Source organism: Brevundimonas sp. (assembly GCF_030682035.1).
Taxonomy (GTDB): domain Bacteria; phylum Pseudomonadota; class Alphaproteobacteria; order Caulobacterales; family Caulobacteraceae; genus Brevundimonas.
Map to the genome: position 1 here is coordinate 202,907 of NZ_JAUXQZ010000014.1, position 25,211 is coordinate 228,117.

The 25,211-nt window shown below is 69.5% G+C and carries 22 protein-coding genes; 13 read left to right on the forward strand and 9 right to left on the reverse strand.

What is annotated here, in order from left to right:
* Window positions 1-70: 70 nt before the first annotated feature.
* Both Q8K49_RS02870 and Q8K49_RS02875 read right to left on the reverse strand, forming a co-directional pair.
* Window positions 71-736 carry a response regulator transcription factor gene (locus tag Q8K49_RS02870; RefSeq protein ID WP_305303917.1) on the reverse strand — a complete coding sequence of 222 codons (666 nt, stop codon included), beginning with the start codon at window positions 734-736 and terminating at the stop codon, window positions 71-73.
* A 69-nt stretch (window positions 737-805) separates the two neighbouring features.
* Window positions 806-2,791: an ATP-binding protein gene (locus tag Q8K49_RS02875; protein ID WP_305303918.1), complete on the reverse strand. Its 1,986-nt coding sequence runs from the start codon at window positions 2,789-2,791 to the stop codon at window positions 806-808.
* A 248-nt stretch (window positions 2,792-3,039) separates the two neighbouring features.
* Between Q8K49_RS02875 and Q8K49_RS02880 the strand changes: the two genes are divergently transcribed.
* The 3 genes from Q8K49_RS02880 to Q8K49_RS02890 all read left to right on the forward strand — a co-directional run bounded on the left by Q8K49_RS02880 (window position 3,040) and on the right by Q8K49_RS02890 (window position 6,425).
* On the forward strand, window positions 3,040-5,376 hold the full coding sequence (locus Q8K49_RS02880; protein WP_305303919.1) for an NADP-dependent malic enzyme: 2,337 nt from the start codon (window positions 3,040-3,042) through the stop codon (window positions 5,374-5,376).
* A 168-nt stretch (window positions 5,377-5,544) separates the two neighbouring features.
* Complete coding sequence (locus tag Q8K49_RS02885; protein ID WP_305303920.1) at window positions 5,545-5,976, forward strand: ribonuclease; 432 nt, start codon at window positions 5,545-5,547, stop codon at window positions 5,974-5,976.
* 53 nt (window positions 5,977-6,029) lie between these two features.
* A complete protein-coding gene (locus tag Q8K49_RS02890) occupies window positions 6,030-6,425 on the forward strand; it encodes a barstar family protein (RefSeq protein ID WP_305303921.1) in 396 nt (131 codons plus the stop codon).
* Window positions 6,426-6,723: 298 nt separating this feature from the next.
* On the opposite strand, the gene rsmA is transcribed toward Q8K49_RS02890, so the two are convergent.
* The 3 genes from rsmA to Q8K49_RS02905 are packed head-to-tail and all read right to left on the reverse strand — an operon-like array spanning window position 6,724 to window position 11,120.
* Window positions 6,724-7,500 (reverse strand): 16S rRNA (adenine(1518)-N(6)/adenine(1519)-N(6))-dimethyltransferase RsmA, encoded by a 777-nt coding sequence (gene rsmA, locus Q8K49_RS02895; RefSeq protein WP_305303922.1) that lies wholly within the window; start codon window positions 7,498-7,500, stop codon window positions 6,724-6,726.
* A 34-nt stretch (window positions 7,501-7,534) separates the two neighbouring features.
* Window positions 7,535-8,860 (reverse strand): peptidylprolyl isomerase, encoded by a 1,326-nt coding sequence (locus Q8K49_RS02900; RefSeq protein WP_305303923.1) that lies wholly within the window; start codon window positions 8,858-8,860, stop codon window positions 7,535-7,537.
* On the reverse strand, window positions 8,853-11,120 hold the full coding sequence (locus tag Q8K49_RS02905; protein WP_305303924.1) for an LPS-assembly protein LptD: 2,268 nt from the start codon (window positions 11,118-11,120) through the stop codon (window positions 8,853-8,855). The genes Q8K49_RS02900 and Q8K49_RS02905 overlap by 8 nt, the downstream gene beginning before the upstream one ends.
* A gap of 281 nt (window positions 11,121-11,401) precedes the next feature.
* On the opposite strand from Q8K49_RS02905, the gene Q8K49_RS02910 reads away from it, so the two are divergent.
* The 3 genes from Q8K49_RS02910 to Q8K49_RS02920 are packed head-to-tail and all read left to right on the forward strand — an operon-like array spanning window position 11,402 to window position 15,019.
* On the forward strand, window positions 11,402-12,451 hold the full coding sequence (locus tag Q8K49_RS02910; RefSeq protein WP_305303925.1) for an aminoglycoside phosphotransferase family protein: 1,050 nt from the start codon (window positions 11,402-11,404) through the stop codon (window positions 12,449-12,451).
* 34 nt (window positions 12,452-12,485) lie between these two features.
* On the forward strand, window positions 12,486-14,342 hold the full coding sequence (locus Q8K49_RS02915; RefSeq protein WP_305303964.1) for an ABC transporter ATP-binding protein: 1,857 nt from the start codon (window positions 12,486-12,488) through the stop codon (window positions 14,340-14,342).
* A 29-nt stretch (window positions 14,343-14,371) separates the two neighbouring features.
* Entirely contained in the window at window positions 14,372-15,019 is a 648-nt protein-coding gene (locus tag Q8K49_RS02920) for a DedA family protein (protein ID WP_305303926.1), read from the forward strand.
* A gap of 10 nt (window positions 15,020-15,029) precedes the next feature.
* Here Q8K49_RS02920 and Q8K49_RS02925 read toward each other — a convergent pair whose 3' ends face one another.
* Window positions 15,030-15,899, reverse strand: a complete 870-nt coding sequence (locus Q8K49_RS02925) for an alpha/beta hydrolase (protein ID WP_305303927.1) — start codon at window positions 15,897-15,899, stop codon at window positions 15,030-15,032.
* Window positions 15,900-16,012: 113 nt separating this feature from the next.
* Window positions 16,013-16,390 (reverse strand): VOC family protein, encoded by a 378-nt coding sequence (locus Q8K49_RS02930; protein ID WP_305303928.1) that lies wholly within the window; start codon window positions 16,388-16,390, stop codon window positions 16,013-16,015.
* A gap of 123 nt (window positions 16,391-16,513) precedes the next feature.
* On the opposite strand from Q8K49_RS02930, the gene Q8K49_RS02935 reads away from it, so the two are divergent.
* The 5 genes from Q8K49_RS02935 to Q8K49_RS02955 are packed head-to-tail and all read left to right on the forward strand — an operon-like array spanning window position 16,514 to window position 21,407.
* The gene (locus tag Q8K49_RS02935; protein ID WP_305303929.1) at window positions 16,514-17,533 is read left to right on the forward strand and encodes a thiamine pyrophosphate-dependent dehydrogenase E1 component subunit alpha; all 1,020 of its coding nucleotides are present in this window, start codon (window positions 16,514-16,516) and stop codon (window positions 17,531-17,533) included.
* Entirely contained in the window at window positions 17,524-18,480 is a 957-nt protein-coding gene (locus Q8K49_RS02940) for an alpha-ketoacid dehydrogenase subunit beta (RefSeq protein WP_305303930.1), read from the forward strand. The genes Q8K49_RS02935 and Q8K49_RS02940 overlap by 10 nt, the downstream gene beginning before the upstream one ends.
* Window positions 18,481-18,526: 46 nt before the next feature.
* Window positions 18,527-19,042: a TRAP transporter small permease gene (locus Q8K49_RS02945; RefSeq protein WP_305303931.1), complete on the forward strand. Its 516-nt coding sequence runs from the start codon at window positions 18,527-18,529 to the stop codon at window positions 19,040-19,042.
* Window positions 19,039-20,337, forward strand: a complete 1,299-nt coding sequence (locus Q8K49_RS02950; protein WP_305303932.1) for a TRAP transporter large permease — start codon at window positions 19,039-19,041, stop codon at window positions 20,335-20,337. The genes Q8K49_RS02945 and Q8K49_RS02950 overlap by 4 nt, the downstream gene beginning before the upstream one ends.
* Before the next feature lie 41 nt (window positions 20,338-20,378).
* Entirely contained in the window at window positions 20,379-21,407 is a 1,029-nt protein-coding gene (locus Q8K49_RS02955) for a DctP family TRAP transporter solute-binding subunit (protein WP_305303933.1), read from the forward strand.
* Window positions 21,408-21,482: 75 nt separating this feature from the next.
* Here the strand turns inward: Q8K49_RS02955 and Q8K49_RS02960 are convergent, their stop codons facing one another.
* Window positions 21,483-22,271, reverse strand: a complete 789-nt coding sequence (locus tag Q8K49_RS02960; RefSeq protein WP_305303934.1) for an exodeoxyribonuclease III — start codon at window positions 22,269-22,271, stop codon at window positions 21,483-21,485.
* Between the two features lie 20 nt (window positions 22,272-22,291).
* On the opposite strand from Q8K49_RS02960, the gene pyrE reads away from it, so the two are divergent.
* Together pyrE and Q8K49_RS02970 are read left to right on the forward strand one after the other, a co-directional pair.
* A complete protein-coding gene (gene pyrE, locus Q8K49_RS02965; RefSeq protein WP_305303935.1) occupies window positions 22,292-22,966 on the forward strand; it encodes an orotate phosphoribosyltransferase in 675 nt (224 codons plus the stop codon).
* A gap of 75 nt (window positions 22,967-23,041) precedes the next feature.
* Window positions 23,042-23,725 (forward strand): hypothetical protein, encoded by a 684-nt coding sequence (locus Q8K49_RS02970; protein ID WP_305303936.1) that lies wholly within the window; start codon window positions 23,042-23,044, stop codon window positions 23,723-23,725.
* Window positions 23,726-23,758: 33 nt separating this feature from the next.
* Here the strand turns inward: Q8K49_RS02970 and gatB are convergent, their stop codons facing one another.
* Window positions 23,759-25,210, reverse strand: a complete 1,452-nt coding sequence (gatB, locus tag Q8K49_RS02975) for an Asp-tRNA(Asn)/Glu-tRNA(Gln) amidotransferase subunit GatB (RefSeq protein ID WP_305303937.1) — start codon at window positions 25,208-25,210, stop codon at window positions 23,759-23,761.
* Window position 25,211: the final 1 nt, after the last annotated feature.

A 25,211-nucleotide genomic window follows, 5' to 3' on the forward strand; every position in this document is an offset into this window, starting at 1 on the left:
CCCCAGGCCCCGCCAGGGGCCTCTTCGTGGCCCTCGGGGAGCGAGCGCCTTCGGAGCGGCCGTGCGGCGCTCATGACGCATGCCCCGGTTCGCGCAACAGGTTGGCCAGCTCCACCGCGGACTTCACCTTCATCTTCTCGAATACGCGGGCGCGGTGCACTTCGACCGTGCGCACGCTGATCTGCAACTCGTCGGCGATGGTCTTGTTCGGGCGGCCGTCGATCACCAGTCGCATGACCTCGCGCTCGCGCTCCGTGAGATCGGCCAACGCATGGGTCACGGCCTGGTGTGCACGCTGCTGGGGCAGCGCCTGGGCGCTGGCCTGCAGCGCCAGCTCGATGCGGTCGACCAGGGCGTTGTTGGAGAAGGGCTTCTCGACGAAATCGAAGGCGCCGCGTTTGACCGCGGCCACGGCCGTCGGCACATCACCCTGGCCGGTGAGGAAGATCACCGGCAGCACAGGCAGCAGCCCGCGCTCGGCCAGGCGCTCGAACAGCACCAGGCCGCTGGTGCTGGGCATGCGCACGTCGAGCACCAGGCACGCCGGTGCCTGCGGCCAGCTCGACCGGTGGGGGGCCATTCGCTCGGCGAGCCAGGCTTCGAAGGCATCGGCGCTGGCGAATCCTTCGGAGAGCAGGCGGCGCGAGCGCAGCAGCCAGGCCAGTGCGTCGCGCACGACATCTTCATCGTCCACCAGGTAGACGACCGGAATGCCCAGCGAGGGGTCGAGTGACATGAGCTTGCAAAGGGGGGTTGCGGCCTGCGGCCCAGCCGCAAGTATGCGGGCCGGCGGGCGGCGCGGGGTTCAACGGGCCGCGGCCAGGGCCGCGTCGCCGGCTTCGGCCGCGCCCGCATCGGGGGCGCCGGGGGAGGGCAGCGTGAAGCGGAACTCGGCCCCGCGGCCCAGCGGCCCGGGACCGAAGTCCAGCGCACCGCCATGCTGTTCGATCACCGTGCGGCACAGGCTCAGGCCCAGCCCCATGCCTTCGGGCTTGGTGGTGAAGAAGGGCGTGAACAGGCGCGCGGCCACATCGGGCGCGATGCCGGGGCCGGCGTCGATGACGCTGATCGTCACCCAGCGCGGGTGGGTCTGCCGGGCCCGCAGCGTGAGCACCCGCTCGGCCGGCTCGGTGACCGTCTCCATGGCCTGGACGGCGTTGCGGGCCAGGTTGAGCAGCACCTGCTCGACCATGGTGCGGTCGCAGCGCACGCGCGGCGGTCTGGGCACCGGCGTGCCGGCGGTGGGCACGTCCAGCTCGATGCGCGTGCCGCTCTTGCGCGCCTGCATGCGGACCAGCGGCAGCACCTCGTCGAAGAGCACATTCACGCCGAGCGTCTCGTGCAGGCGCTCGCGACGGCGCACGAAATCGTGCACGCTCTTGATGACGCGGCCGGCGCGCTCGGCCTGCTCGTTGATGCGTTGCAGCGCCTGGCGCAGTTCGCCCGGCGTGGCGCCCTCGGGCGCGGCCAGCAGGTTCAGCGAGCCGCTGGCATAGCTGGCGATGGCCGACAGCGGCTGGTTGAGCTCGTGGCTGAGCAGCGAAGCCATCTCGCCCACCGTGGCCAGGCGCGCCGTGGCCTGCAGGCGGTCCTGCTGCTGGCGCGAGATCTCTTCCACGCGGCGCTGCGCGCTGAGGTCGAGCACCGCGCTCATCCAGCCGGTGTGTCGGCCCTGGCTGTCGACCAACGGCGCCTCGTAGATCATCACCGGGAAGCGCTCGCCGTTCTTGCGCATGAACTCGGTTTCGAAGCCTTCGTGCGCGGCTTCCGCGCCCTGCTGCCGAAGCCGCTGCCGGCGCTGGTATTCCGGCGTGTGCTCGGGGGGCCAGTAGGGCGGCTGCTGGGCACGCAGCTCCTCGCGCGTGAAGCCCACCATGGCGCAGAACGCCGGGTTGACGTAGGTGATGGCCCCGGCGAGGTCGCGCGCGCGCAGGCCGGTGGAAAGCGAGTCCTCCATCGCGCTGCGGAAGGCCAGGGCCTCGGCCAGTGCGCGCTCGGCCTGGGCACGGCGGCGCACGTCGCGCGCCAGCAGCAGCACCACGCCGAACAGGGCGATCGACATGCCGATCACCAGTGCGGTGGCCAGGTTGGGGATCAGGCTGGGCCGGCCAGCCGCTGCGTCGGCGCGCAAGAGCAGCGGCGCGCCGGGCAGGTCGACCACGCGCTCGGCCACGTAGACGCCTGCGCCACGCGGCGTGCCGGCGCGCGCCAGGCGCGTGCCATCGCCCTCGACGAAGGAGAACTCGTGCCGGCGCGATTCGCGGGTCGGCAGCGACGCTTGGAGGACCTGCGCCAGCGCGAAGCTGCCGACCAGAAAGCCGCTCTCGCGTCCGGCCTGGCTCACCGGCACACACAGGTCCACCACCTCCAGGCCCTGGCCGCCGGGCAGCGGCACGAAAAAGCTGCGCGAAAACGTGGGCGCCATGGCGCGACGCGCCGCGGCACAGGCGAGCTCGGTGTCCAGGCCGAGCTCGTGGCGCGGCATCTGGCTGAACAGGGTCGGCGGCAAGGGCGTGTCCACGGCATCGATCACGGCCATCGAAGGGTCGCGCCACTCCACGCGCTTGAGTTCGTGCTTCGTGCGCAGCAGCGCTTGGGCCCCTGGGCGCCAGCCGGGCTGCGGCGGGTTGGCCCAGGCCAGCGCCTGCAGGGTCTGCATCAATCCCGTGAGGTCATGGCGGATCTGCGCCGTGACTTCGCCGGCCACGGCCTCGGTCTCTTCCTGCGCCCGGTTCGACTCGTAGCTGATGGTCAGCGCCACCAGCAGCGTCTGTGCCACCAGCAGCAGCACCAGCAGCGCGCCCCACAGCAGCGCTCGCCGCAACCGGCGCTGACGGGGCACAGGGGGGACCGGGGGCACGGGGTCGGGATGCATGGGCGGCTGGGCGCAGTATTGGGCGCGACGGCCTGGGCTGCCGTACGCAGTTTCGCGCATGGGCGCCCGGCACGCTGGCGCCGCGGGTGGCCCTCCTACAATCGTCGACGCGGCCTGCGTGTGGCCCGTCCGGGCCCGCGCATGCGCCACGGGAGCACTCAGCGATGTCCACCGCAGAAGAAAAATCCGCCGAACTCAAGCAGGCGGCGCTGGAGTACCACGAGTTCCCGACGCCGGGCAAGCTGGCCGTGGTGGCGACCAAGCAGATGATCAACCAGCACGACCTGGCGCTGGCCTACAGCCCCGGCGTGGCGGCGGCTTGCGAGGCCATCGTGGCCGACCCCGCCAATGCCTTTCGCTACACCGCGCGCGGCAACCTGGTGGCGGTGGTCACCAACGGCACCGCCGTGCTCGGCCTGGGCGACATCGGGCCCCTGGCCGCCAAGCCGGTGATGGAGGGCAAGGCCGTGCTCTTCAAGAAGTTCGCCGGCATCGACGTCTTCGACCTCGAACTCGCAGAGCGCAACCTCGACAAGCTGTGCGACATCATCGCGGCGCTCGAACCCACCTTCGGCGGCATCAACCTCGAGGACATCAAGGCGCCGGACTGCTTCTATGTCGAGCGCAAGCTGCGCGAGCGCATGAAGATCCCCGTCTTCCACGACGACCAGCATGGCACCGCCATCGTCGTCGGGGCGGCGCTGCTGAATGCGCTGAAGGTGGTGGGCAAGAAGATCGGCGAGATCAAGCTCGTGACCTCGGGCGCCGGTGCGGCGGCGCTGGCCTGCCTGGGGCTGCTGGTCAAGCTGGGCGTGCGGCGCGAGAACATCTGGGTCACCGACCTGGCCGGCGTGGTCTATGCCGGTCGCACCGAGTTGATGGACGATGACAAGGCGGTCTTCGCGCAGCCCACGCCGATGCGCAAGCTGGCCGAGGTGTTGGTCGGCGCTGACGTCTTCCTGGGCCTGTCGGCGGGCGGAGTGCTCAAGCCCGAGATGGTGGCCACGATGGCCGGCGCACCGGTGATCTTCGCGCTGGCCAACCCCACGCCGGAGATCCTGCCCGAGCAGGTGCAGGCGGTGCGCAGCGACGCCATCATCGCCACCGGGCGCACCGACTACCCCAACCAGGTCAACAACGTCCTGTGCTTCCCGTATATCTTCCGCGGCGCGCTGGACTGCGGCGCCAGCACGGTGACGGGGGCGATGGAGATCGCGGCCGTGCATGCGATCGCCGAGCTGGCGCAGGCCGAGCAGAGTGAGGTGGTGGCCGCGGCCTATGCCGGCTCGACGCTGTCCTTCGGGCCCGAGTACCTGATCCCCAAGCCCTTCGACCACCGGCTGATGATGAAGATCGCGCCGGCCGTGGCGCAGGCGGCTCAGGAGAGCGGTGTCGCACAGCGCCCGATTGCCGATATGGAGGCCTACCGGGAGAAGCTGAAGAGCTTCGTCTACGCCTCGGGCACGACGATGAGGCCCATCTTCCAGCTCGCCAAGGGCGCGCTGCACAAGCGCGTGGCCTACGCCGAGGGCGAAGAAGAACGCGTCTTGCGTGCCGTGCAGGTGGTGGTCGACGAAGGCCTGGCGCGGCCCACGCTGATCGGCCGCCCGGCGGTCATCGCCGCGCGCGTCGAAAAATTCGGCCTGCGCCTGAGCCAGGGGCTGGACTACGACGTGGTCGATGTCGAGCGCGACCCGCGCTACCGCGACTTCTGGCAGACCTACCACCGCATGACCGAGCGCAAGGGCATCACCATGCAGGTGGCCAAGATCGAGATGCGGCGCCGCCTCACGCTGATCGGGGCGATGCTGCTGCACAAGGGCGAGGTCGACGGCATGCTGTGCGGCACCTGGGGCACGCCGGTGCAGCACCTGCAGTACATCGACCAGGTCATCGGCCATCCCCAGGGCGGCGGCGCCAGGGCGCTGCAGAACGTGCCCGTCTACGCCTGCATGAACGTGCTGATGCTGCCCGAACGACAGCTCTTCCTGGTCGACACGCACGTCAACGCCGACCCCAGCGCCGAGGAGTTGTGCGAGATCACCGTGCTGGCGGCCCGCGAGATGATGCGCTTCGGCATCACGCCCAAGGCAGCGCTGCTGTCGCATTCCAACTTCGGCACGAGCGACCAGCCCAGCGCCGTGAAGATGCGCCGCACGTTGATGCTGCTGCGCGAGCGGGCACCCTGGCTCGAGGTGGATGGCGAGATGCACGGCGATGTGGCGCTGGACCCTGCCGAGCGGCACAAGCTGATGCCGCGCAGCACCCTGCAGGGCGAGGCCAACCTGCTGGTGCTGCCCAATATCGACGCCGCCAATATCGCCTACAACCTGCTCAAGACGGCCGCTGGCGGAGGCATCGCCATCGGGCCGGTGCTGCTGGGCGCGGCCAAGCCCGTGCATATCCTGACGCCTTCGGCCACCGTGCGGCGGATCGTCAATATGACCGCCTTGACCGTCGCCGATGCCGAGGCCGGACACATCTCAGGCCGTGCCGCCTGAAATTTGCCAGCCGGGGGGACAAACTCCGAGAGGACGTTGGCCTTCAATGAAAATGGAGAATGTGAGTGCACGCACGCAAGACTCGACCGTTGCCCCATTTTTAGGCAGTGCCTTGAGTTTTTGAGGGGCTTACGGTAGCATTGCGCTTTGCTTTTTCAGGGTTAACCCGTGTTTCGGACCGGTCTGGCCTCGTCGAGCGGCGTGCTGAGGCAGGCCTTGTGCAAGTGGGGGGTGGCCCTGGTGGCGGCCTCTGGCTTGGTGGCCGGCGCGGCGCTGCTTTCCACGGCCCAGGCGCGGACCGCTGAAACCCCGGCAGCGGTGGCCTTGGCCACCTTGCCGCCGCAGGCTCTGGAGGCGCATCGGCTGATTCTCAGCGGCGGCCCGTTCCCGTACCCGAAAGATGGCACGGTATTCGGGAACCGCGAGCGTCTGCTGCCCTCCAAGGCCAGGGGGTATTACAGGGAATACACCGTCAAGACGCCCGGTTCGTACGACCGGGGGGCCCGCCGGATCGTCTGCGGTGGCCACCCGCCCACGCAACCCGAAGCCTGTTTCTACACCGACGACCACTACGCGAGCTTTCGCCGCATCGCCCCATGAACGCCGGACACCAAACCATCGAAACCTTTCGCCCTGCCAGGAGGATCGCGACCATGGAGTTGCAGACCATCCGACCCAATCTCGTTCAAGCCATCCGTGCCTACCGCGTCGAAGACCTGATGAAGGCGGCCGAGTCGTCCGGCCAGCACTTCCTCTACGCCAATCTGTCTTCGGCGCAGACCAAGCAGGACGTGCTCGACGGCATCGCCGCGGCCTTTCTCTTCCCGGCGCACTTCGGCAAGAACCTCGACGCGCTGTACGACTGCATGACCGACCTCGTGCACAAGGCGGGCCAGCAGCCGGGCTTCGTCGTCGTGCTCGAGCAGTTGCCCGACAACCCGCGCTTCGACCGCGAGGCCCGCGAGCAGTTGCTCGAGGTCTTCCGCGATGCCGCCGAATACTGGGGCGAGCGACGAATACCGTTCAGGTGTTTCTATTCTTTTCAGTAGCCCGCTCCCAAGATAACGGGTCATGGGAGCGGGCTACGGAAACGGCCCAGACGACGAACGCAGCCAAGCCAGCGGTGAAGGTGGTGCCCAAGAACGGCATCAACCCGAACTTCGGGATGAATATGCCGCTGATGAGCAGCGCCTTCGACACAGCCGCCTGGCTGAGCGCGGCGTAACGAGCCCCCACGCTCCCTCCGGTCGCTGCCCCCCGAGGGGGCTCTTGCAGCGGCCCGGCAAAGCCGGTTCCGCGCAAGCGCTTGGTAGAACGACGAAGAAGGGCTCCTCACGGAGCCCTTCTTCATGGGCGTGCGCGGGCCAGTGCCAGGTATTCGGCCACCGGCACTTCCTCGGCGCGGCGTTGCAGGTCGAAGGCCGCGCCCTGGCCCTGCTGCTCCAGCCAGCGGCCCAGCGTGTGGCGTAGCAGCTTGCGGCGTTGCGAAAAGGCCGTGGTCACCAGGGCGCGCAGGCGTTCGGCGTCGATGCTCTCGTCCAGGGGCAAGGGCGCCATGCGCACCACGGCTGAATTGACGCGCGGCGGCGGCTCGAAGGCCTCGGGCGGGACGTCGAGCACGCTCTCGATGCGGTAACGCCACTGCAGCATCACGCTCAGGCGGCCGTAGTCCTTGCTGCCGGGTGCGGCGGCCATGCGGTCGACGACTTCCTTTTGCAGCATGAAGTGCTGGTCGACCACGCTGGCCGACGCATCCAGCAGATGAAACAGGATCGGCGTGGAGATGTTGTAGGGCAGGTTGCCCACCACCCGCAGCTTGCGCCCGGCGATGGCGGCCAGCGCGTTGAAGTCCACCTTCAGCACGTCGGCCTCGATCACCGTCAGCCCCTCCTGGCGGCGCAGCCGTGCGGCGAGGTCGCGATCGAGCTCGATCACCGTGAGCGCCTTGCACCGCGCGAGCAGCGGGCCGGTCAGGGCGCCCAGGCCGGGGCCGATCTCGACCAGGGCGTCGCCAGGGCGCGGGTCGATCGCCGCCACGATGCGGTCGATGACACCGTGGTCGGCCAGGAAGTGCTGGCCGAAGCGCTTGCGGGCAATGTGCTTCACTTCGAGGTGCGCGCCCATGTCGCGCCTTGCGCCGGGCCCACGGGAGGTGCCCTCACTGGGGCGGCTCGCGGTACTCGAGGTAGGCGCGCGAGCGCAGCTCCTTGGTCCAGTCGAGATACGCCTGCTCGAAGCGTTGCTCGCGCAGCACGTTGCGCGCCTGTTCGCGCAACTGCTTGGTGTCCAGCGCCACGTCGCGGCGCTCGAGCACCTGGATCAGGTGCACGCCGAAGCGCGAGACCACGGGCGCCGACAGGCCGCCGACCGCCACTTCGTTCATGGCGTTTTCGAACTCCGGGACCATGACGCCGGGGGAAGACCAGCCGAGGTCGCCGCCCGCCGCGGCCGAGCCGTCTTCGCTGTACTGGCGCGCGATGTCCTCGAAGCTGCGCGTGCCGGTTTCGATCAACTTGCGGTACTCGGCCAGCCGTCTTGCGGCGACTTCGGCGCTGAGCTGCGGCGAGGTGCGCAGCAGCACGTGGCGTGCGCGCGTCTGCTTGATGTGGCCCGCCCCGGCCTGCTTGCGCTCGACGAGCTTGAGGATGTGGAAACCCGCGCCCGTGCGCAGCGGCTGCGCGGTGACCTCGCCCGGCTTGAGCGCCTTGGTGGCCTCGACGAAGACATCGGGCAGCCTCGCGGCCGGCCGCAGGCCGATCACGCCGCCGGCCTGGCGGTTGCCGTCTTCGGAAACCTCGCGCGCCACCGTCTCGAACGGCTCGCCCTTGAGCACCCGTGCCAGCGCCGCGTCGATGAGGGCGCGACGGGCCGCCACGGTGGCCGCATCGGCATCCTCGGCCACGGTGACGAGGATTTGCGCGAGGTTGGTCTCGGCTTGGGCGTTGGCCGTTGACTGCTGTTGCTCGATCAGCCGGTCGATGTCCTCGTCACTGATCTTGATGCGCCCGTAGACCTCGCGCTCGCGCAGCCGCTCGATCATGATCTGGTCGCGCACGTTGGAGCGAAAACGCCCGTAGTCGGTGCCTTCGGTGCGCAGCCTCTCGCGCAGCGCGTCCAGCGTGATCTGGTTCTGCGCCGCGATGCTCTGCACGGCGCGGTCGATCTCGGGTTCGTCCACGCGCATGCCGCTTTCGCGCGCCGTGGTGATCATCACTCGCTCGTCGATCAGCGCGTCCAGCGCCAGCTTGCGCAACTCGGCTTGCGGCGGCAGCTTTGCGCCGCGCCCGGCGTCGGCCAGCACCCGCTCCAGCCGGCGTTCCACCTCGCCGGCCGTGACGAGTTCCTGGTTGACGATGACGGCGATGTAGTCACCCGGGCGGAGGTCATTGCGGGCCTGGGCGGTGGCCGAGAGCGCGGCGGTCGCCAGCGCTGCCGCCAGGGTGGCTCGCGCGGCTTTCAGCCAACGGGATTGGGGTTCAGTCATAGAAGGCAGCGCTGGGCCGGTCGTCGGAGGGCGACGCGCTGCGGCGCTCTTCGCGCAGCAGGCGGTAACCGGGGATATTGTCCTTCAAGACCTGCAACGGGTTGGACCCGATGCGCGACAGGCCCACGAGCTCGAGCTGGAACATGAACTTCGTGGTGGCCTCGCTCAGCCCGGTGGACAGCCGCTCGGCCACGAAGCGCCCGATCCAGCAGCCCGCGTCGTACTCCAGCCCGAGCACCGAATCGGTGACGCGCGCGTCCTTCAGGCTGTAGTTCACGCGGCCCACCGAATACCAGGTGCGGCGGCTGCAATTGCCGGCACCGGCGGCGACCGCCCCCGCAGCGGCACGCTCGCCGCCCTGTGCCGGCACGGCACCGCCAAACAAGGGCCACTGCCAGCCGACCTCGAGCTGTTCGGTCAGCCCGCGCGTCAGGCGGTAGGTGGTGCTGACGGTGCGCATGGGGCCGGGCGAATAGCGCGCGCCGACGACCGAGCGCACCGAGCGCTGCAGGTCGGTGCTGTACTGCATCGCGGCGTCCAGCGTCCAGCGCGGCAGCAGGCTGGTCGAAGCCAACAGCAGCGCGTCGGAGAAGCGCTGCGTCAGCGGTTCTCCGTCGGGGGTGCCGTCGGCCTGCGCGGTGACGCGCTGGGAACTGAACAGATAGCGCTGCACCAGGCCCAGGCGCAGCGCTTCGGCGCCACTGGAGGCATCGACGTAGCGGGTGGTGAATCCGGCGGTGAGTTGGTGCGCGTCCGCGACGCGGTCGATGCCGGAGAACGGGTTGTCGGTGTAGATGGAGACGAAGTTGAAGTCCTTGGCGGCGGCGTCGTAGTTGGGCAATTGGCTCTGCGCGCGGTAGGGTGTGTGCACATACAGCAGCCGCGGCTCCAGCGTCTGGTGCAGCGCGCGGCCGAAGGCCTGCGTGCGGCGCTCGAACTCGAAGCCCAGATCCAGGCTGGCCGTCGGGATCACCCGGCTGGCGCGCCCGGTCGGGTCGAACAACCGGCCCGCCGCGCTGTAGCTGGCGGCGTTGACGCTCAGGCGCGGCACCAGCCACCAGCCGGGTTCGCGCCACGGGTAGCTCAGGCTGCCCAGGGCATGCCAGCGCTCACCATCGAGGCGGCCCGCGCGCGCGGCCTCGCCCGAAGGCAAGGTGAAGTGGTTGTATTCGCTCTCCAGCGTGTACTGCCAGCCGGCGGCCTGGCCGCCCAGGCGCACGCCCACCTGCGGGCTGCGCTCGTAGGGCGAGACGACCGCCGAGTCCGAACCCTGCAGCACCTGCCAGCGCAGCGTGCGAGCGTAGATCAGACCCTCGCCGCCGGCCCACCCGAAGGGGCGCTCCATCCCGAGGCGCAGCGGCAAGAGCCGCGCCGTCAGGCTGCGGCCGACATCCGGGAAGTCCTTCCACCAGTCGTCGTCGGACACGCGCACGACCTTGGCGGAGTAACGGATGTCGCCCGCGAGCTTGCCTTCGTGCGCCCACATCAACGCCTCGCGCGAGCGGCCGGCCAGGCGGTCATTGGGCAGCCACTCGTGTTGCACCGCGCCTTCCATGGTGCGGCTCAGGTAGCGGAACTCGCTGTTCAGGCCCAGACCGCGCCGCGTGATGACGCGCGGCGTGAGTGTGGCGTCCCGGTTCGGGGCGATGTCCCAGTAGTAGGGCATCGAGAGCTCGATGCCGCTGCGGTTGTCGGTGCTGAATGTCGGCGGCAGCCAGCCCGATTTGCGTGCGTCCGAAAGCGGGAAGCTCAAGGTTGGCAAGGCCAGGATGGGCGTGCCCAGAAAGCGCAGCACCGCGCCTTCGGCCACGCCTTCGTTGATATCGAAATCGAGCCGCACGCTGTCGGTGCGCAACACCCAGGCCGGCTCTGCGGGGCCGTCGCGCGGGCAACTGGTGTATTCGGCCCGCGTGGCGCGCGAGCGGGCGCTGTCGAGGAAGTCGATGCGCTCGGCGCGGCCCCCGGCGCCGAGTTGGCGGAATTCGAATTCGGGCTGCAGGAAGAAGCCTTCGAAGCGCTGCACCTGCAGCTGCAGTTCGGGGCCGGTGTAGACGGCACCCGCGCGGCTGACGCGAACCTGGCCAGTGGCGCGGGCCAGGTCCTGCGGGCTGTCGTAGGTGATGCGCTCGGCGCGTATCACCAGGCCCGCACGGCGGAATTCGACCTGGCCTTCGGCCACGGTTTGCAGATCGGGCTGGCTGGTGATTTTCTGGGCCTGCAGCACGATGGGCAGCTGCCGGGCGGCCTCGGCGCGGGGCAAGGGCTGCAGGGTTGGACTGGGCTCTAGCGCGGCGGCGGGGGCACACGCGGGGGCGGACGCGGGGGAAGGAGGCGGTTTGACTTCACCCCGAGCCATGCCGCCGCCGGCGAGGAGGCCCGCCACCAGGGTCAGCGCGGTGATTCGCATCGGGAGCAAGAGGGGCGAGCGCAGGGCAGGGGCGGGGCCAGGTTCGTAGAATCGATTATCCATGAGGGTCACGCGCCCGCTGGCCATGCCGGGGGTTCGTGCCCGCGGCGGTGGCCGGGCTCACCATCGCATCCATGAAGAACCCCGTTGTCTGGCCCGACACCGCAAGGCAAGCCGCCTTCGAGCGCTGGCTCGGCGCTATCGCGCCGCAGCACGGCATCGACCCCGCCACGCTCGCCCCCGCCTCGGCCGACGCCAGTTTCCGGCGCTACCTGCGCGTGCAAGGGCGCAGCGGCGCCCGCTTCATCATCATGGACGCGCCGCCGCCGCAGGAAGACGTGCGCCCTTTCGTCCATGTCGCCGCTCTCATCCAGGCCGCCGGGCTGAATGCGCCGCCGGTGCTGCAGGCCGACACCGAGCAAGGCTTCCTGCTGCTGGGTGACCTGGGCGAGCGCGTCTACCTCCAGGCCTTGCAGGCCGCCCCGGCCGCCGAGGCCGACCGCCTGATGCGCGACGCGCTGGCCGCCCTGGTGCAGTTCCAGCAGCGGGTGCCCGCCGACGCGCTGCCGCCCTTCGACGAAGCGCTGCTGGCGCGCGAGCTGGCGCTGTTCCCGCAGTGGTGCGTGCAGCGCGAGTTCGGCGTGCACTGGTCGGCCGCCGAGCAAGCCACCTGGCAGCGCGCGTGCCGCTTGCTCATGGACAGCGCGCTGGCCCAGCCCGTGGTCGCCGTGCACGCCGACTGGATGCCGCGCAACCTGATGGTCACCGGGCCGGGGTCGAACTCGCCGGGCATCCTCGACTTCCAGGACGCCGTGGCCGGCCCCATCACCTACGACCTGGCCTCGCTGCTGCGCGACGCCTTCATTTCATGGGAAGAGCCGCAGGAAATCGACTGGGCCGTGCGCTGGTGGGAGCAGGCGCGCCGCGCCGGGTTGCCGGTGCAGGCCGATTTCGGCGAGTTCTGGCGCGCCCTGGAGTGGATGGGCCTGCAGCGACACCTCAAGGTGCTGGGCATCTTCTGCCGCCTCAAGCACCGCGACGGCAAACCGCACTACGCCACCGACTTGCCGCGCTTCTTCACCTACGCCCACAAGGTGGCCCTGCGCTACGCGCCGCTGGCGCCGCTGGCCAGGCTGCTGGAACCCTTGTCGGGCCCGGCCGTGCAGACCGGCCACACGTTGTGATGCGGGCCCTCGTGGTCGGCTGGACGGCCCCTTGATGTTCGCCTTCTTCGAAAGCCGCATCCACCCCACCGCCCGGCCGGGCAGCGCGCCGCCGGCGGACCTGCTGGCGTTCTACTGGCACTTCGTGCGCCAGGCGCGCGGCTTGTTCGCGGCGATGTTCGCCACCGGCCTGGCCGTGGCGCTCATCGATACGCTGATCCCGGTGTTCATCGGTCGCCTGGTGCGCCTGATGCAGTCGGCCGATCGCCCGGCGGCACTGGCCGACGCGATGCCCATGCTCGCCGGCATGGCCGCGCTGATCGTCGTTGGGCGGCCGCTCGCGCTGCTGCTTGACAGCCTGGTGCGCAACAACGCCGTGGTGCCTGGCGTCACCAGCCTGATCCGCTGGCAGAGCCATTGGCATGTGGTGCGCCAGAGCTGGCCGTTCTTCCAGAACGACTTCGCCGGGCGCATCGCCAACCGCGTCATGCAGACGAGCAACGCGGTGCGCGAATGCGTGGTCAGCTCGATCCGCGCCGTCTGGTACATCGTGGTCTATGGCCTGAGCGCGCTGGCGCTGATGAGCCTGGCCGACTGGCGGCTGGCCGTTCCCACGGCGCTGTGGTTCGCGGGCTATGTTTTCTTCCTGCGCAAATTCGTGCCGCGCATGCGCGACCTGGCCAAGGCCAGCTCCGAACAGCGCAGCCTGGTGATGGGCCGCGTGGTGGACAGCTACACCAATATCCTCACCGTGAAGCTCTTTGCGCGCGCCCGCGACGAAGACGCCTACGTGCGCGAGTCCATCGACGACCACACCCGCGCCATTGCCGCGCACATGCGGCTCATCACCACCTTCATGACCACGCTGTCGGCCTTGAACGCACTGCTCCTGGTGAGCACGGCGGCGATCGGCATCGCGCTGTGGGGCGCCGGGCGCATCGACGCCGGCACCGTGGCCACGGCGCTGCCGCTGGCCTGGACGATCGCCAACGTGGCGGGCTGGGTGAGCTGGGAAGTCACGGGCATCTTCGAGAATATCGGTGTCGTGCAGGAAGGCATGCAGACCATTGCCGTGCCGCACGCCATGACCGATCGGCCCGACGCCGGCGAGCTCAAGGTCACGCAAGGCGAGGTGCGCTTCGAGCACCTGACCTTCACCTACGGCCGCGACGACGGCAAGAAGGTGCTCGACGACCTCAACCTCGAAATCCGGCCCGGTGAACGCGTGGGCGTGGTCGGGCGCTCCGGCGCCGGCAAGAGCACGCTGGTGAACCTGCTGCTGCGCTTCCACGACCTGGAGCAGGGCCGCATCCGCATCGACGGCCACGACCTGCGCAGCGTCACGCAGGAGAGCCTGCGCGCAGCCATCGGCATGGTCACGCAGGACACCTCGCTGCTGCACCGCTCGATTGCCGCCAATATCGGCTACGGCCGGCCGGGCGCCACGCAGCGCGAGATCGAGGCTGCGGCACGCAAGGCCCAGGCGCACGAGTTCATCCTCGGCCTGCAGGACTGGAAGGGCCGCAACGGCTACGAGGCCCACGTGGGCGAGCGCGGCGTGAAGTTGAGCGGCGGCCAGCGCCAGCGCATCGCCATCGCCCGCGTGGTGCTCAAGGACGCGCCCATCCTGGTGCTCGACGAAGCCACCTCGGCGCTGGACAGCGAGGTCGAGCACGCCATCCAGAGCCAGCTGCTGGGGCTGATGGAAGGCAAGACGGTGATCGCCATTGCGCACCGCCTGTCGACCATCGCGCGCATGGACCGGCTCATCGTGCTCGAGCAGGGTCGCATCGTCGAGCAAGGCACGCACGCCCAGCTGCTGGCCCAGGCCGGGCACTACGCCAAACTGTGGGCGCACCAGAGCGGCGGCTTCCTGCTCGAGGACCTGCCCGAGGGCTCCGTGCCGGCCTGAGTGCGGCAGGCCCGACAATCCGTCTCCACATGGAACTCATCGCCTTTCTCATCGACTTCGTCATCCACGTGGACCGCTACCTCGCGGACTTCGTGCAAGCCTACGGGGGCTGGGTCTACGCGCTGCTCTTCCTCATCATCTTCGTCGAGACGGGCCTGGTGGTGATGCCCTTCCTGCCGGGCGACTCCTTGCTCTTCGTGGTGGGCGCGCTGTGCGGGCTGGACCTGATGAGCCTGCCGCTGTCGATGGCGCTGCTCACGGGCGCGGCGGTGCTGGGCAACCAGACCAACTACGCCATCGGCCGCAAGGTCGGGCCGAGGGTATTCGCCTGGCCGCACTCGCGCTGGTTCAACCGTGCGGCCTTCGACCGCATGCACGAGTTCTACGAGCGCCACGGCGGCATCACCATCGTCGTGGCGCGCTTCATGCCGTTCCTGCGCACCTTCGCGCCCTTCGTGGCCGGCGTGGCGCAGATGACGCGGCGCAAATTCACCTTCTACGACGTGAGCGGCGGCGCCCTGTGGGTGTGCAGCCTCACGCTGGCGGGCTACCTGTTCGGCAACCTTCCGTGGGTCAAGGCCAACCTCAGCTACATCATCTGGGCCATGATCGGCATCCCCGGCCTGGTCGTGATGTACGGCGCCTGGAAGGCCAGGCGGGCGGCCCAGGCCGTCTGAGCGCCCCGGGTCAACCGGCGGTTCCGGCTCCGAATTCATACCGCTGCGCCAGCCAGCCCGTCACCCGGGCGATGACCTCGGCGCGTTCGGGCTCGTTGAAGATCTCGTGAAACAGCAGCGGGAAGGCCTGCGCCGTGACCACCGCGGCCGGCGCCGCCGCCGCGAACGCCACACTGCCGGCCGGGGCCACGCAACGGTCGGCGCCGCCCCACAGCAGCAGCGTGGGTGTGCGCCACTGCGGCGCGCGCTGGCGCACCCGCGCGCCGGCATCGACGATGAAGCGCACCAGGCGCGGCGTGACGCGGTCGTGCACCAGGGGGTCGGCCTCGTACTTGCGCACGACCGCCGGGTCGCGGCTGATCCAGGCCGGCTGCAGGCCGTTGCCCAGGCGCAGGTCGGGCAGCAGCGGGCCCAGCACGGCCAGCAGCAGTTTGCGCAGCGGACCCAAGCCCGCGTCCAACGCGGGCGAGGAAAGCACCAGGCCGTCGACATCGCGCGCCCAGCGCGCGGCATCGGGCGCCAGGGACTCGGCGACAAAGCGCGCCGCGATCAGGCCGCCCATGCTGTGCCCCAGCAGGATGTGGCGGCCGGGGCCGGCAAAGTGGTCGCGCACGGCCGAGAGGTCGGCCAGCAGGCTGTGGCTGCCGCCCATGCCGCCACGCGCGCCCTCGCTGCGGCCGTGGCCGCGGTGGTCGTGCCCTGCGACATGCCAGCCGGCGGCGTTGAGCTTGGCGGCCAGCGATTCGTAGCGGCCGATGTGCTCGCCCAGGCCATGCACGATCTGCACCGTGCCGCGGGCGGGGCCCTGCGCCGGCCAGCGCTTCAGGCGCAGCCTGAGGCCGTCGCCGGTGGTGAGGGTGTCCATGGTGCATTGGAGCACGCCCGCCCTCATGCCGAGGGCCATGGACGACACCTTCTTGCGCCTCGACGAAGCCGCGCCCGGCGTGGCCCACCTCCCGCTCTGCCGCCCCTGGGTGAAGCCGGGCGCCTCGTTCAGGCCGGCTTGGGCAGGCAGAAGACGTCGAGCTTGTTGCCGTCGAGATCGCGGAAGTAGCCCGCGTAGAACCCGTCACCGCGCGGGCCGGCCGGACCTTCGTCGGTGGCGCCCAGTGCGAGCGCCTTCTTGTAGACCGCATCCACCTGCGCCGGCGTCTTCACCACCAGGGCCACCATGGTGCCGTTGCCATGCGTGGCCGGCTGGCCGTCGTAGGGCTTCATCACGCCAAGACTGGGCTGTTCCATCGACACACCCCAGCCGATGCCGCGGTCGTATTCCCACAGGCGCTTGGCGCCGACCTCGGCGAGCAAGGCGTCGTAGAAGGCCGCCGCGCGGGGGAGGTCGTTGGTGCCTAGGGTCACGTAGCCGATCATGGTTCGCTCCTGAGGTGTCGACGAGCGCGCAGTGTAGGTCGATGCCGCGGGCAAGGGCTTGCCATGACACGGCGCGGCCCTGCCCACTTCTAGAATGCCCCGGCCAATCTTGGCGGCGGAGGCATGTTGAGCGACGAGGTCGAGCCATTGGAGGGGCTGTACCGCACGATGCTGCGCATCCGCGCCTTCGAGAACGCCGCCGAGACGGCCAGCCAGGGCGGCGTGAGCGCCTTCGGCAAGGCCGCCGACGGGCGCGCCAGGGTGCGCGGCCCGCTGCACCTGTCCACCGGCCAGGAGGCCGTTCCCGCGGGCGTGTGCGCCCACCTGCGGCGCGAGGACTACCTGACCTCCACGCACCGCGGCCACGGCCACACGCTGGCCAAGGGCGCCGACCTGCAACGCATGATGGCCGAGCTCTTCGGCAAGGCCAGCGGCTTCAACGGCGGCAAGGGCGGCTCGATGCACATCGCCGACTTCTCGGTCGGCATGCTCGGCGCCAATGGCGTGGTCGCCGCCGGCATGCCCATTGCCGTGGGCGCGGCGCATGCGCAGAAGCTGCAACGCCGCGACGCCATCACGGCCTGCTTCTTCGGCGACGGCGCGATCAACCGTGGCCCGTTCCTCGAGGCCCTGAACTGGGCGCGCGTGTTCGAGCTGCCGCTGCTCTTCGTCTGCGAAGACAACCGCTGGAGCGCCACCACCGCCAGCGGCTCGATGACGGGCGGCGAGGGCGCGGCGGCGCGGGCGCTGAGCCTGGGCATCCCGGCCGTGCAGGTCGACGGCAACGACGTGCTCGCCGTGCACGAGGCGGCCGGCGCGCTGGTGCAGGCCGTGCGCAGCGGCCGGGGCCCGCGCTTCCTGCAAGCCGTCACCTATCGCGTGAAGGGCCACGTGTCGGTCGACCCGGCCGCGTACCGCGACCCGCAAGAACTCCATGCCGCCTTGGCCACGGACCCCATCGCCCGCGCCCGCGCGCGCTACCTGGCCATACCGGGCGCCCAGGCACACACCCTCGACGCCATCGAGCGCGAGGCCCTGGCCGAAGTCGACGCGGCCCTGGCCGCAGCCGATGTCGCGCCCTGGCCGCAGGCCACCGCGGCGTTCACCGACGTGCAGACCACCGGGGCGGGCCAATGGCGCTGATGACCTACGCCGAGGCCGCGGCACTGGCCGTGGCGCGTGAAATGCAGGCCGACGCCAACGTCGTGGTGCTCGGCGAGGACGTGGGCCGCGGCGGCATCTTCGGTCAGTACAAAGGGTTGCTCGAGCGCTTCGGCCCCGCGCGCGTCATCGACACCCCGATCAGCGAGGCAGCGATCCTCGGCGCGGGCGTGGGCATGGCGCTGGCCGGCCTGCGCCCGGTGGTGGAAATGCGCGTGGTCGACTTCGCACTGTGCGGCATGGACGAGTTGGTGAACCAGGCGGCGAAGAACCGCTTCATGTTCGGCGGGCAGGGCCGTGTGCCCATGGTCGTGCGCATGCCCATCGGCATCTGGGACGCCTCGGCCGCACAGCACTCGCAGTCGCTGGAGAGCTGGTTCGCGCACCTGCCCGGCGTGGTCGTGGTGTGCCCGGCCACGCCGCAGGACAACTACTCGCTGCTGCGCGCGGCGCTGGCCTGCGGCGACCCGGTGGTCTACATGGAACACAAGACCCTGTGGGGTCTGAGCGGCGAGGTCGACGAGGCCGAGCCCGCCACGCTGGGCCGGGCGCGCACGCTGCGCGCGGGCCGGCACCTCACGCTGGTGAGCTGGAGCAAGCAGGTGCAGGTCTGCGCCGAGGCCTGCCAGGCCCTGGCGCAGGAGGGCATCGAGGCCGAACTCATCGACCTGCGCACGATCTGGCCCTGGGACCGCGAGGGCGTGCTGCGTTCATGTGCCAGGACCGGACACCTGCTGGTGGTGCACGAGGCGGTGCAGGCGGCAGGTTTCGGCGCCGAGGTCGCCGCGGCCGCCGCGGAGGCCGTGGGCTGCCGGGTGCGGCGCCTGGGTGCGCCACGCATTCCGGTGGGGTACTCGCCGGTGCTCGAAGCGCAGTCGCGCATCACCGCCACCGACGTCATCGCCACGGCCCGCGCCTTCGTGCGCTGACGGCCCGTCTCTCCCGACGCTGAATCGAGTCCCAATGTCATCCCCCTTGGACCCCACCGCCCTTGGCGACCCGCTGCCCGATCTGGCGGCGCAGGACGAGATCACCGTCGTGCCGCTGAAGATCGAGGACTGGCTCACCGTCATCGTCATGGCGCTGCTCGCGCTCATCACCTTCGCCAACGTGCTGGTGCGTTACTTCACCAGCCAGTCTTTCGCCTGGACCGAGGAGTTCTCGGTCTTCCTCATGATCGTGCTGGCGCTGGTGGCCGGCTCGGCCTCGGTGGCGCGCAATCGCCAGATCCGCATCGAGTATTTCGCCGACAGCGGCTCGCCGGCGCGCCAGCGAGCCCTGGCACGCTTCGGCGCCCTCATGGTGTTCCTGCTCTTCGCACTCATCGCCGTGCTCAGCATGCGCCTGGTGTACGACGACATCCGCTTTGGCGAGACGTCGCCGGGCATCGGCGTGCCGCAATGGTGGTACACGATCTGGCTGCCGGTGCTCTCGGTGGCCATTGCCGGTCGGGCCCTGGGCCTGTTCGTGCGCCGGGGGCGTCGCGCATGATCGGCACCCTGCTTTTCGTTGTCTTCATCGCCATGATGCTGCTGGGCGTACCCATCGGTGCCGCCCTGGGCCTGGCCGGCGCGGCGGCCATCGCCCTGGCCAACGCGGGCTCGCAGTGGTTCGGCCTGCTGGCCGTGCCGCAGAATTTCTACGCCGGGCTGGGCAAGTACCCGTTGCTGGCGATCCCGATGTTCGTGCTCGTGGGCTCGATCTTCGACCGCTCGGGCGTGGCGCTGCGGCTGGTGAACTTCGCCGTGGCCATCGTCGGCCGCGGGCCCGGCATGCTGCCGCTGGTGGCCATCGTGGTGGCCATGTTTCTGGGCGGCATCTCCGGCTCGGGCCCGGCGAACGCGGCGGCGGTGGGCGGCGTGATGATCGCGGCCATGGCGCGCGCGGGCTACCCGGCGGCGTTCTCGGCCAGCGTGGTCGGTGCCGCGGCGGCCACCGACATCCTCATCCCGCCGTCGATCGCCTTCATCGTCTATTCGGTGCTGGTGCCGGGCGCCTCGGTGCCGGCGCTGTTTGCCGCGGGCATGATTCCCGGCGTCCTGGCGGGCATCGCGCTGATCGTCCCCACCGTGTGGCTGGCCCGCAAGCACGGCATGGGCGCGCTGGAAGCGGCGCTGTCCAAGCCCCCGTTCTGGGCCAGCTTGCGCGAAGCGACCTGGGGCCTGGCGGCCCCGGTGCTGATCCTTGGGGGCATGCGCGCGGGCTGGTTCACGCCCACCGAAGCCGCCGTAGTGGCCGTCTTCTACGGCCTGTTCGTCGGCATGGTGATCCACCGCACCATCGCCGTGCGCGATCTGTTCGGAATCCTGCGCGCATCGGGAGAACTCTCGGCCATCATCCTGCTGGTGGTGGCACTGGCCGGGATCTTTGCCTATTCGCTGTCCACGCTGGGCCTGATCGATCCGGTCACGCGCGCCATCGTCAATTCGGGCCTGGGTGAGTACGGCGTGCTGTCGCTGCTCATCCTCATGCTCATCGTGGTCGGCATGTTCCTCGACGGCGTGTCGATCTTCCTCATCTTCGTGCCCATGCTGATGCCCATCGTCAACCACTACCACTGGGACCTGGTCTGGTTCGGCGTGCTGCTCACGCTTAAAGTGGCGCTGGGCCAGTTCACACCCCCGTTGGCGGTGAACCTGATGGTGTCGTGCCGGATTGCCGGGGTGCGCATGGAGGAGACCGTGCGCTGGGTCGGCTGGATGCTGGTGGCCATGTTCGGCGTGATGGTGCTGGTGATCGTGTTTCCCGAGCTGGCGCTGTGGCTGCCGCGCAAGCTCGGGTACTGATTTCTCGTGTGTGCTTGATGATCAATAAGGAGACTCCCGTCATGAAGGTTCGCTCATTCCTGAAGTTCGCGCTGACCGCCGCGGCACTGGCGTGCACCGTCGGCGCCTCGGCCCAGCCGGCCTACAAGGCCGAATACAAGATGTCGCTGGTGGTGGGCACGGCCTTCCCCTGGGGCAAGGGCGGCGAGATCTGGGCCAACCTCGTGCGCGAGCGCACGCAGGGCCGCATCAACATCAAGCTCTACCCGGGCATGGCGCTGGTCCAGGGCGACCAGACACGCGAATTCACCGCCATCCGCCAGGGCGTGATCGACCTGGCCGTCGGCTCGACCATCAACTGGTCGCCGCAGGTCAAGGAGCTCAACCTGTTCTCGCTGCCCTTCCTCATGCCCGACTACAAGGCCATCGACGCGCTCACCCAGGGCGACGTGGGCAAGCAGCTCTTCGGCATCATCGACAAAGCCGGCGTGCTGCCTCTGGCCTGGGGCGAGAACGGCTACCGCGAGATCACCAATTCCAAGAAGCCGCTGCGCACGCCCGAAGACCTCAAGGGCCTGAAGATCCGCGTCGTCGGCTCGCCGCTGTTCCTGGACACCTTCACCGCGCTGGGCGCCAACCCGACGCAGATGAGCTGGGCCGACGCCCAGCCCGCGCTGGCCAGCGGCGCGGTGGACGGACAGGAGAACCCGATGTCCATCTTCACTGCCGCCAAGCTGCACAACGTGGGGCAGAAGTACGTGACCCTGTGGGGCTACGTCGCCGACCCGCTGGTGTTCGTGGTGAACAAGGAAGTCTGGGCCTCGTGGACACCGGCCGACCAGGCCATCGTGCGCCAGGCGGCCATCGACGCCGGCAAGGAGGAGATCGCCATCGCGCGCAAGGGCCTGATCGAAGCCGACAAGCCGCTGCTCAAGGACATTGCGGCGCTGGGGGTGACCATCACCCAGCTCATGCCTGCCGAGCGCGAGGCTTTCGTCAAAGTCACGCGGCCGGTGTACGAGAAGTGGAAGAACCAGATCGGCGCAGACATGGTCTCCGCGGCCGAGCACGCCATCGCCGCACGCAAATAGCCTTCACGGCCGGCGATGCAAGGAGCTTGCCGCGAGGCAAGCTCCTTTTCGCATGGCCGCGGCAGCGACGTCGATTCAGAGTTCGATGTCGTAGTCGATGACCACCGGCGCGTGGTCGGAGAAACGCTGGTCCAGATAGATCGATTCCCGCTGGGCGGTGGCGGCCAGCGCCGGCGTGGCCAGGTGATAGTCAATTCGCCAGCCCACGTTTTTGGCCCGGGCCTGGCCGCGGTTGCTCCACCACGTGTACTGCTCGGGCCGCGGGTTGAGCGTGCGAAAGACATCCACCAGCCCGCCGTCGGTGAGCAGCTTCGTCATCCAGGCCCGCTCTTCCGGCAGGAAGCCGCTGTTCTTGCGGTTGCCGCGCCAGTTGCGCAGGTCGATCTCGTGGTGCGCGATGTTCACGTCGCCCACCAGGATGAACTCGCGCTCGGCCTTGAGCTTCATCAGGTACGGGAAGATCTTGGCCAGGAAGCGAAACTTGGCCGCCTGACGCTCCTCGCCGCTGGAGCCGCTGGGAAAATAGCAACTGATGAGGCTGAGCTTTCGCTGGGCCGTGTCGAACCGCGTTTCGACCCAGCGCCCCTCGGCGTCGAATTCGGGGCAGCCGATGCCGGTGATCACGGCGCTGGGTGCCTTCTTCGAGTACAGCCCGACGCCCGAGTAGCCCTTCTTCTGTGCGAAGTGAAAGTGACCCTGCAGGCCGGCCACTTCGTCGAAGCGGTCGGCCAGGTCTTCGGACTGGGCCTTGATTTCCTGCACGCCCATACAATCCGCGTCCGCTCCCGCGGCCCATTCGACGAAGCCCTTGCTGGCCGCTGAACGGATGCCGTTGAGGTTGAGCGTGACGAGTCGAAATCCCAACGGAAGCCCCTTTCAAGAGCATGAGCAACGCAGACGACCCCACGCTGGCGCAGGAATTCGTGGCGTTTGCGGTGCAAGCCGGCGTGCTGCGCTTCGGCGAGTTCAAGACCAAGGCCGGGCGACTGTCGCCTTACTTCTTCAATGCCGGCGGGTTCGACGACGGCGCCAAGCTCGGCCGTCTGGCGGAATTCTATGCACGGCGCGTCGTCGCCAGCGGCCTGCGCTTCGACATGGTCTTCGGCCCGGCTTACAAGGGCATCACGCTGGCTTCGGCGCTGGCGGTCGAACTCGCCCGGCGCGGCCGCAACGTGCCCTTCGCCTTCAATCGCAAGGAAGCCAAGGAGCACGGCGAAGGCGGCACGCTGGTCGGCGCGCCGGTGGCCGGGCGCGTTCTCATCGTCGATGACGTCATTTCTGCTGGCACCTCGGTGCGCGAGTCGATCGCCCTGATCCAGGCCGCAGGGGGCCAGCCCTGCGGCGTGGCCATCGCCCTGGATCGCCAGGAGCGTGCCACCGAGGGTGACCACGACGCGCCGTGGAGTGCGGTGCAGTTCGTCACCACGCAGTTGCAACTGGACGTGGCGGCCATTGCGACGCTGGAAGACTTGCTGCAGTATCTGCGCGCAGGGGCCGACCCGGCCCTGAGCACCTACGCGGCGCCTGTGCAGGCCTACCGCGAGCGCTACGGAGTCTGAATGGGGGCGTTGAATAATCGGTCATGGGCGGCCTGCCGTTGGGCCGTGTGCGCCGCCGCGGCATGGCATGCCGGCATGGCCCAGGTCCAGGCCCAGGCACCCGCCAAATCGGCCGCCGGCATCTACACCTGCATCGACGACAAGGGCCGCCGCCTGACGGCTGACCGCCCCATCCCTGAATGCGCGCACCGTGAGCAGCAGGTGCTCAACAGCGACGGCTCACTCAGGAGCGTGCATCCGCCCACCCTCACGGTGGAGGAGCGTGCCGAGAAGGAGGCCAAGGAGCGGGCCGCTGCCGAGGCCCGGGCTGCCCAGGCCGATGCCGTGCGGCGCGACCGCAACCTGACCGCGCGCTACCCCAACGAGGCCTCGCACAACCGCGCCCGCGAAGCCGCGCTGGACACCGTGCGGCTGGCCGTCAAGGCCAGAGAGGTCCGCCTGCGCGAGCTGGCCGCCGAGCGCAAGCCGCTGCTGGACGAAGCCGAGTTCTACAAGGGCAAGCCATTGCCACCGAAGCTCAGGACGGCGCTCGACGCCAACGACGCCGCTCTGGACGCGCAGCGCTCGTCCACCGCCAACCAGGAGGCCGAGGTCGGCCGCATCAACCGGATCTACGACGCCGAGCTCGAACGCCTGCGCAAGCTCTGGTCCGGCACGCCGGCCGGTTCGCTGGGACCCTTGCCGGCGGGAAACGGCACGGCGGGTGTGTCGGCCGCCCCTCGGGCGGCCTCGGCGCCGGCCAAGATCCCCAAGCGCTGACCTCGCCGAAGCGGGGCCGCGGGCCGCAGCGGCCTAGCTCAGCTTGCGCCGCAGGATCTCGCCGGCCTGCGCCGGGTTGGCCTTGCCTTGGCTGGCCTTCATGACCTGCCCGACGAGGGCGTTGAAAGCCTTGTCCTTGCCGGCCCGAAACTCGTCCACCGACCTGGTGTGGGCGGCGAGCACCGCGTCGACGATGGCTTCCAGCGCCGAGCTGTCGTCCATCTGCTTGAGGCCCTTGGCCTCGATGAGGGCATCCACGTCCGAGCTCTCGCCCGCCCACAGGGCTTCGAAAACCTGGCGCGCGCCGTTGTTCGAAACCGTGCCGTCGGCGATGCGGCGGATCAGCGTGGCCAACACGGCGGGGGCCACAGGGGCGGTGTCGATGCCGCGGCCCTCGGCGTTGAGCCGCTTGGAGACTTCACCCATCAGCCAGTTGGCCGCCAGCTTGGGTTGCCCGCTGGCATCGCGCAGCGCCTCGTAGTAGCGCGCGAAGTCCTGGCTCTGCGTCATCATTGCGGCGTCGGCGGCCGGCAGGCCGTCGACGCGCTGGAAGCGGGCCGCCATTGCCGCGGGCAGTTCGGGCATTTCGCCACGCACGCGCGCGATCCACTCGGGCGCGATCACCAGCGGCGGCAGGTCGGGGTCGGGGAAGTAGCGGTAGTCGTGAGCGTCTTCCTTGCTGCGCATGGCCCGCGTCTCGCCGGTGCCGGGGTCGAACAGCACCGTGGCCTGCTCGACGGCCAGGCCGTCCTCGATGCGGTCGATCTGCCACTGCACCTCGAAGTCGATGGCCTGCTGCAGGAAGCGGAAGCTGTTCAGGTTCTTCACCTCGCGCCGCGTGCCCAAGGCCTCCCCGGGCCGGCGCACCGAGACGTTGGCGTCGCAGCGGAAGCTGCCTTCCTGCATATTGCCGTCGCAGATGCCCAGCCACACCACCAGCGTGTGCAGGGCTTTGGCATATTCGACCGCCTCGGCCGAGGAGCGCATGTCGGGCTCGGTGACGATCTCCAGCAGCGGCGTGCCGGCGCGGTTGAGGTCGATGCCGGTCTGGCCCGCGAAATCCTCGTGCAGGCTCTTTCCCGCGTCTTCTTCCAGGTGGGCGCGTGTCAGGTGGACCGAACGCCTTTGGTCGCCGAGCATGAACTCGATGCGCCCGCCCTGCACCACCGGGATCTCGTACTGGCTGATCTGGTAGCCCTTGGGCAGGTCGGGGTAGAAATAGTTCTTGCGCGCGAAGATCGACAGCGGCGCGACCTTGGCGTTCACCGCCAGGCCGAAGCGGATGGCGCGTTCCACCGCGCCGCGATTCATCACCGGCAGCGTGCCGGGCAGCGCCAGGTCCACCGCGCAGGCCTGGGTGTTGGGCGCGGCGCCGAACCGTGTGGAGGCGCCGCTGAAGATCTTGCTCTTCGTCGAGAGCTGGGCGTGGGTCTCGAGGCCGATGACGACCTCGTAGCCACGGATCAGGGGGGGGCTGCTGGGCATG

Coding starts and splice junctions, on each gene's coding strand:
- Q8K49_RS02870 (WP_305303917.1), bottom strand. CDS start 736: ATGTCACTCGACCCCTCGCTGGGCATTCCGGTCGTCTACCTGGTGGAC.
- Q8K49_RS02880 (WP_305303919.1), top strand. CDS start 3,040: ATGTCCACCGCAGAAGAAAAATCCGCCGAACTCAAGCAGGCGGCGCTG.
- Q8K49_RS02890 (WP_305303921.1), top strand. CDS start 6,030: ATGGAGTTGCAGACCATCCGACCCAATCTCGTTCAAGCCATCCGTGCC.
- rsmA (WP_305303922.1), bottom strand. CDS start 7,500: ATGGGCGCGCACCTCGAAGTGAAGCACATTGCCCGCAAGCGCTTCGGC.
- Q8K49_RS02900 (WP_305303923.1), bottom strand. CDS start 8,860: ATGACTGAACCCCAATCCCGTTGGCTGAAAGCCGCGCGAGCCACCCTG.
- Q8K49_RS02910 (WP_305303925.1), top strand. CDS start 11,402: ATGAAGAACCCCGTTGTCTGGCCCGACACCGCAAGGCAAGCCGCCTTC.
- Q8K49_RS02915 (WP_305303964.1), top strand. CDS start 12,486: ATGTTCGCCTTCTTCGAAAGCCGCATCCACCCCACCGCCCGGCCGGGC.
- Q8K49_RS02920 (WP_305303926.1), top strand. CDS start 14,372: ATGGAACTCATCGCCTTTCTCATCGACTTCGTCATCCACGTGGACCGC.
- Q8K49_RS02930 (WP_305303928.1), bottom strand. CDS start 16,390: ATGATCGGCTACGTGACCCTAGGCACCAACGACCTCCCCCGCGCGGCG.
- Q8K49_RS02935 (WP_305303929.1), top strand. CDS start 16,514: ATGTTGAGCGACGAGGTCGAGCCATTGGAGGGGCTGTACCGCACGATG.
- Q8K49_RS02940 (WP_305303930.1), top strand. CDS start 17,524: ATGGCGCTGATGACCTACGCCGAGGCCGCGGCACTGGCCGTGGCGCGT.
- Q8K49_RS02950 (WP_305303932.1), top strand. CDS start 19,039: ATGATCGGCACCCTGCTTTTCGTTGTCTTCATCGCCATGATGCTGCTG.
- Q8K49_RS02955 (WP_305303933.1), top strand. CDS start 20,379: ATGAAGGTTCGCTCATTCCTGAAGTTCGCGCTGACCGCCGCGGCACTG.
- pyrE (WP_305303935.1), top strand. CDS start 22,292: ATGAGCAACGCAGACGACCCCACGCTGGCGCAGGAATTCGTGGCGTTT.
- Q8K49_RS02970 (WP_305303936.1), top strand. CDS start 23,042: ATGGCCCAGGTCCAGGCCCAGGCACCCGCCAAATCGGCCGCCGGCATC.
- gatB (WP_305303937.1), bottom strand. CDS start 25,210: ATGCCCAGCAGCCCCCCCCTGATCCGTGGCTACGAGGTCGTCATCGGC.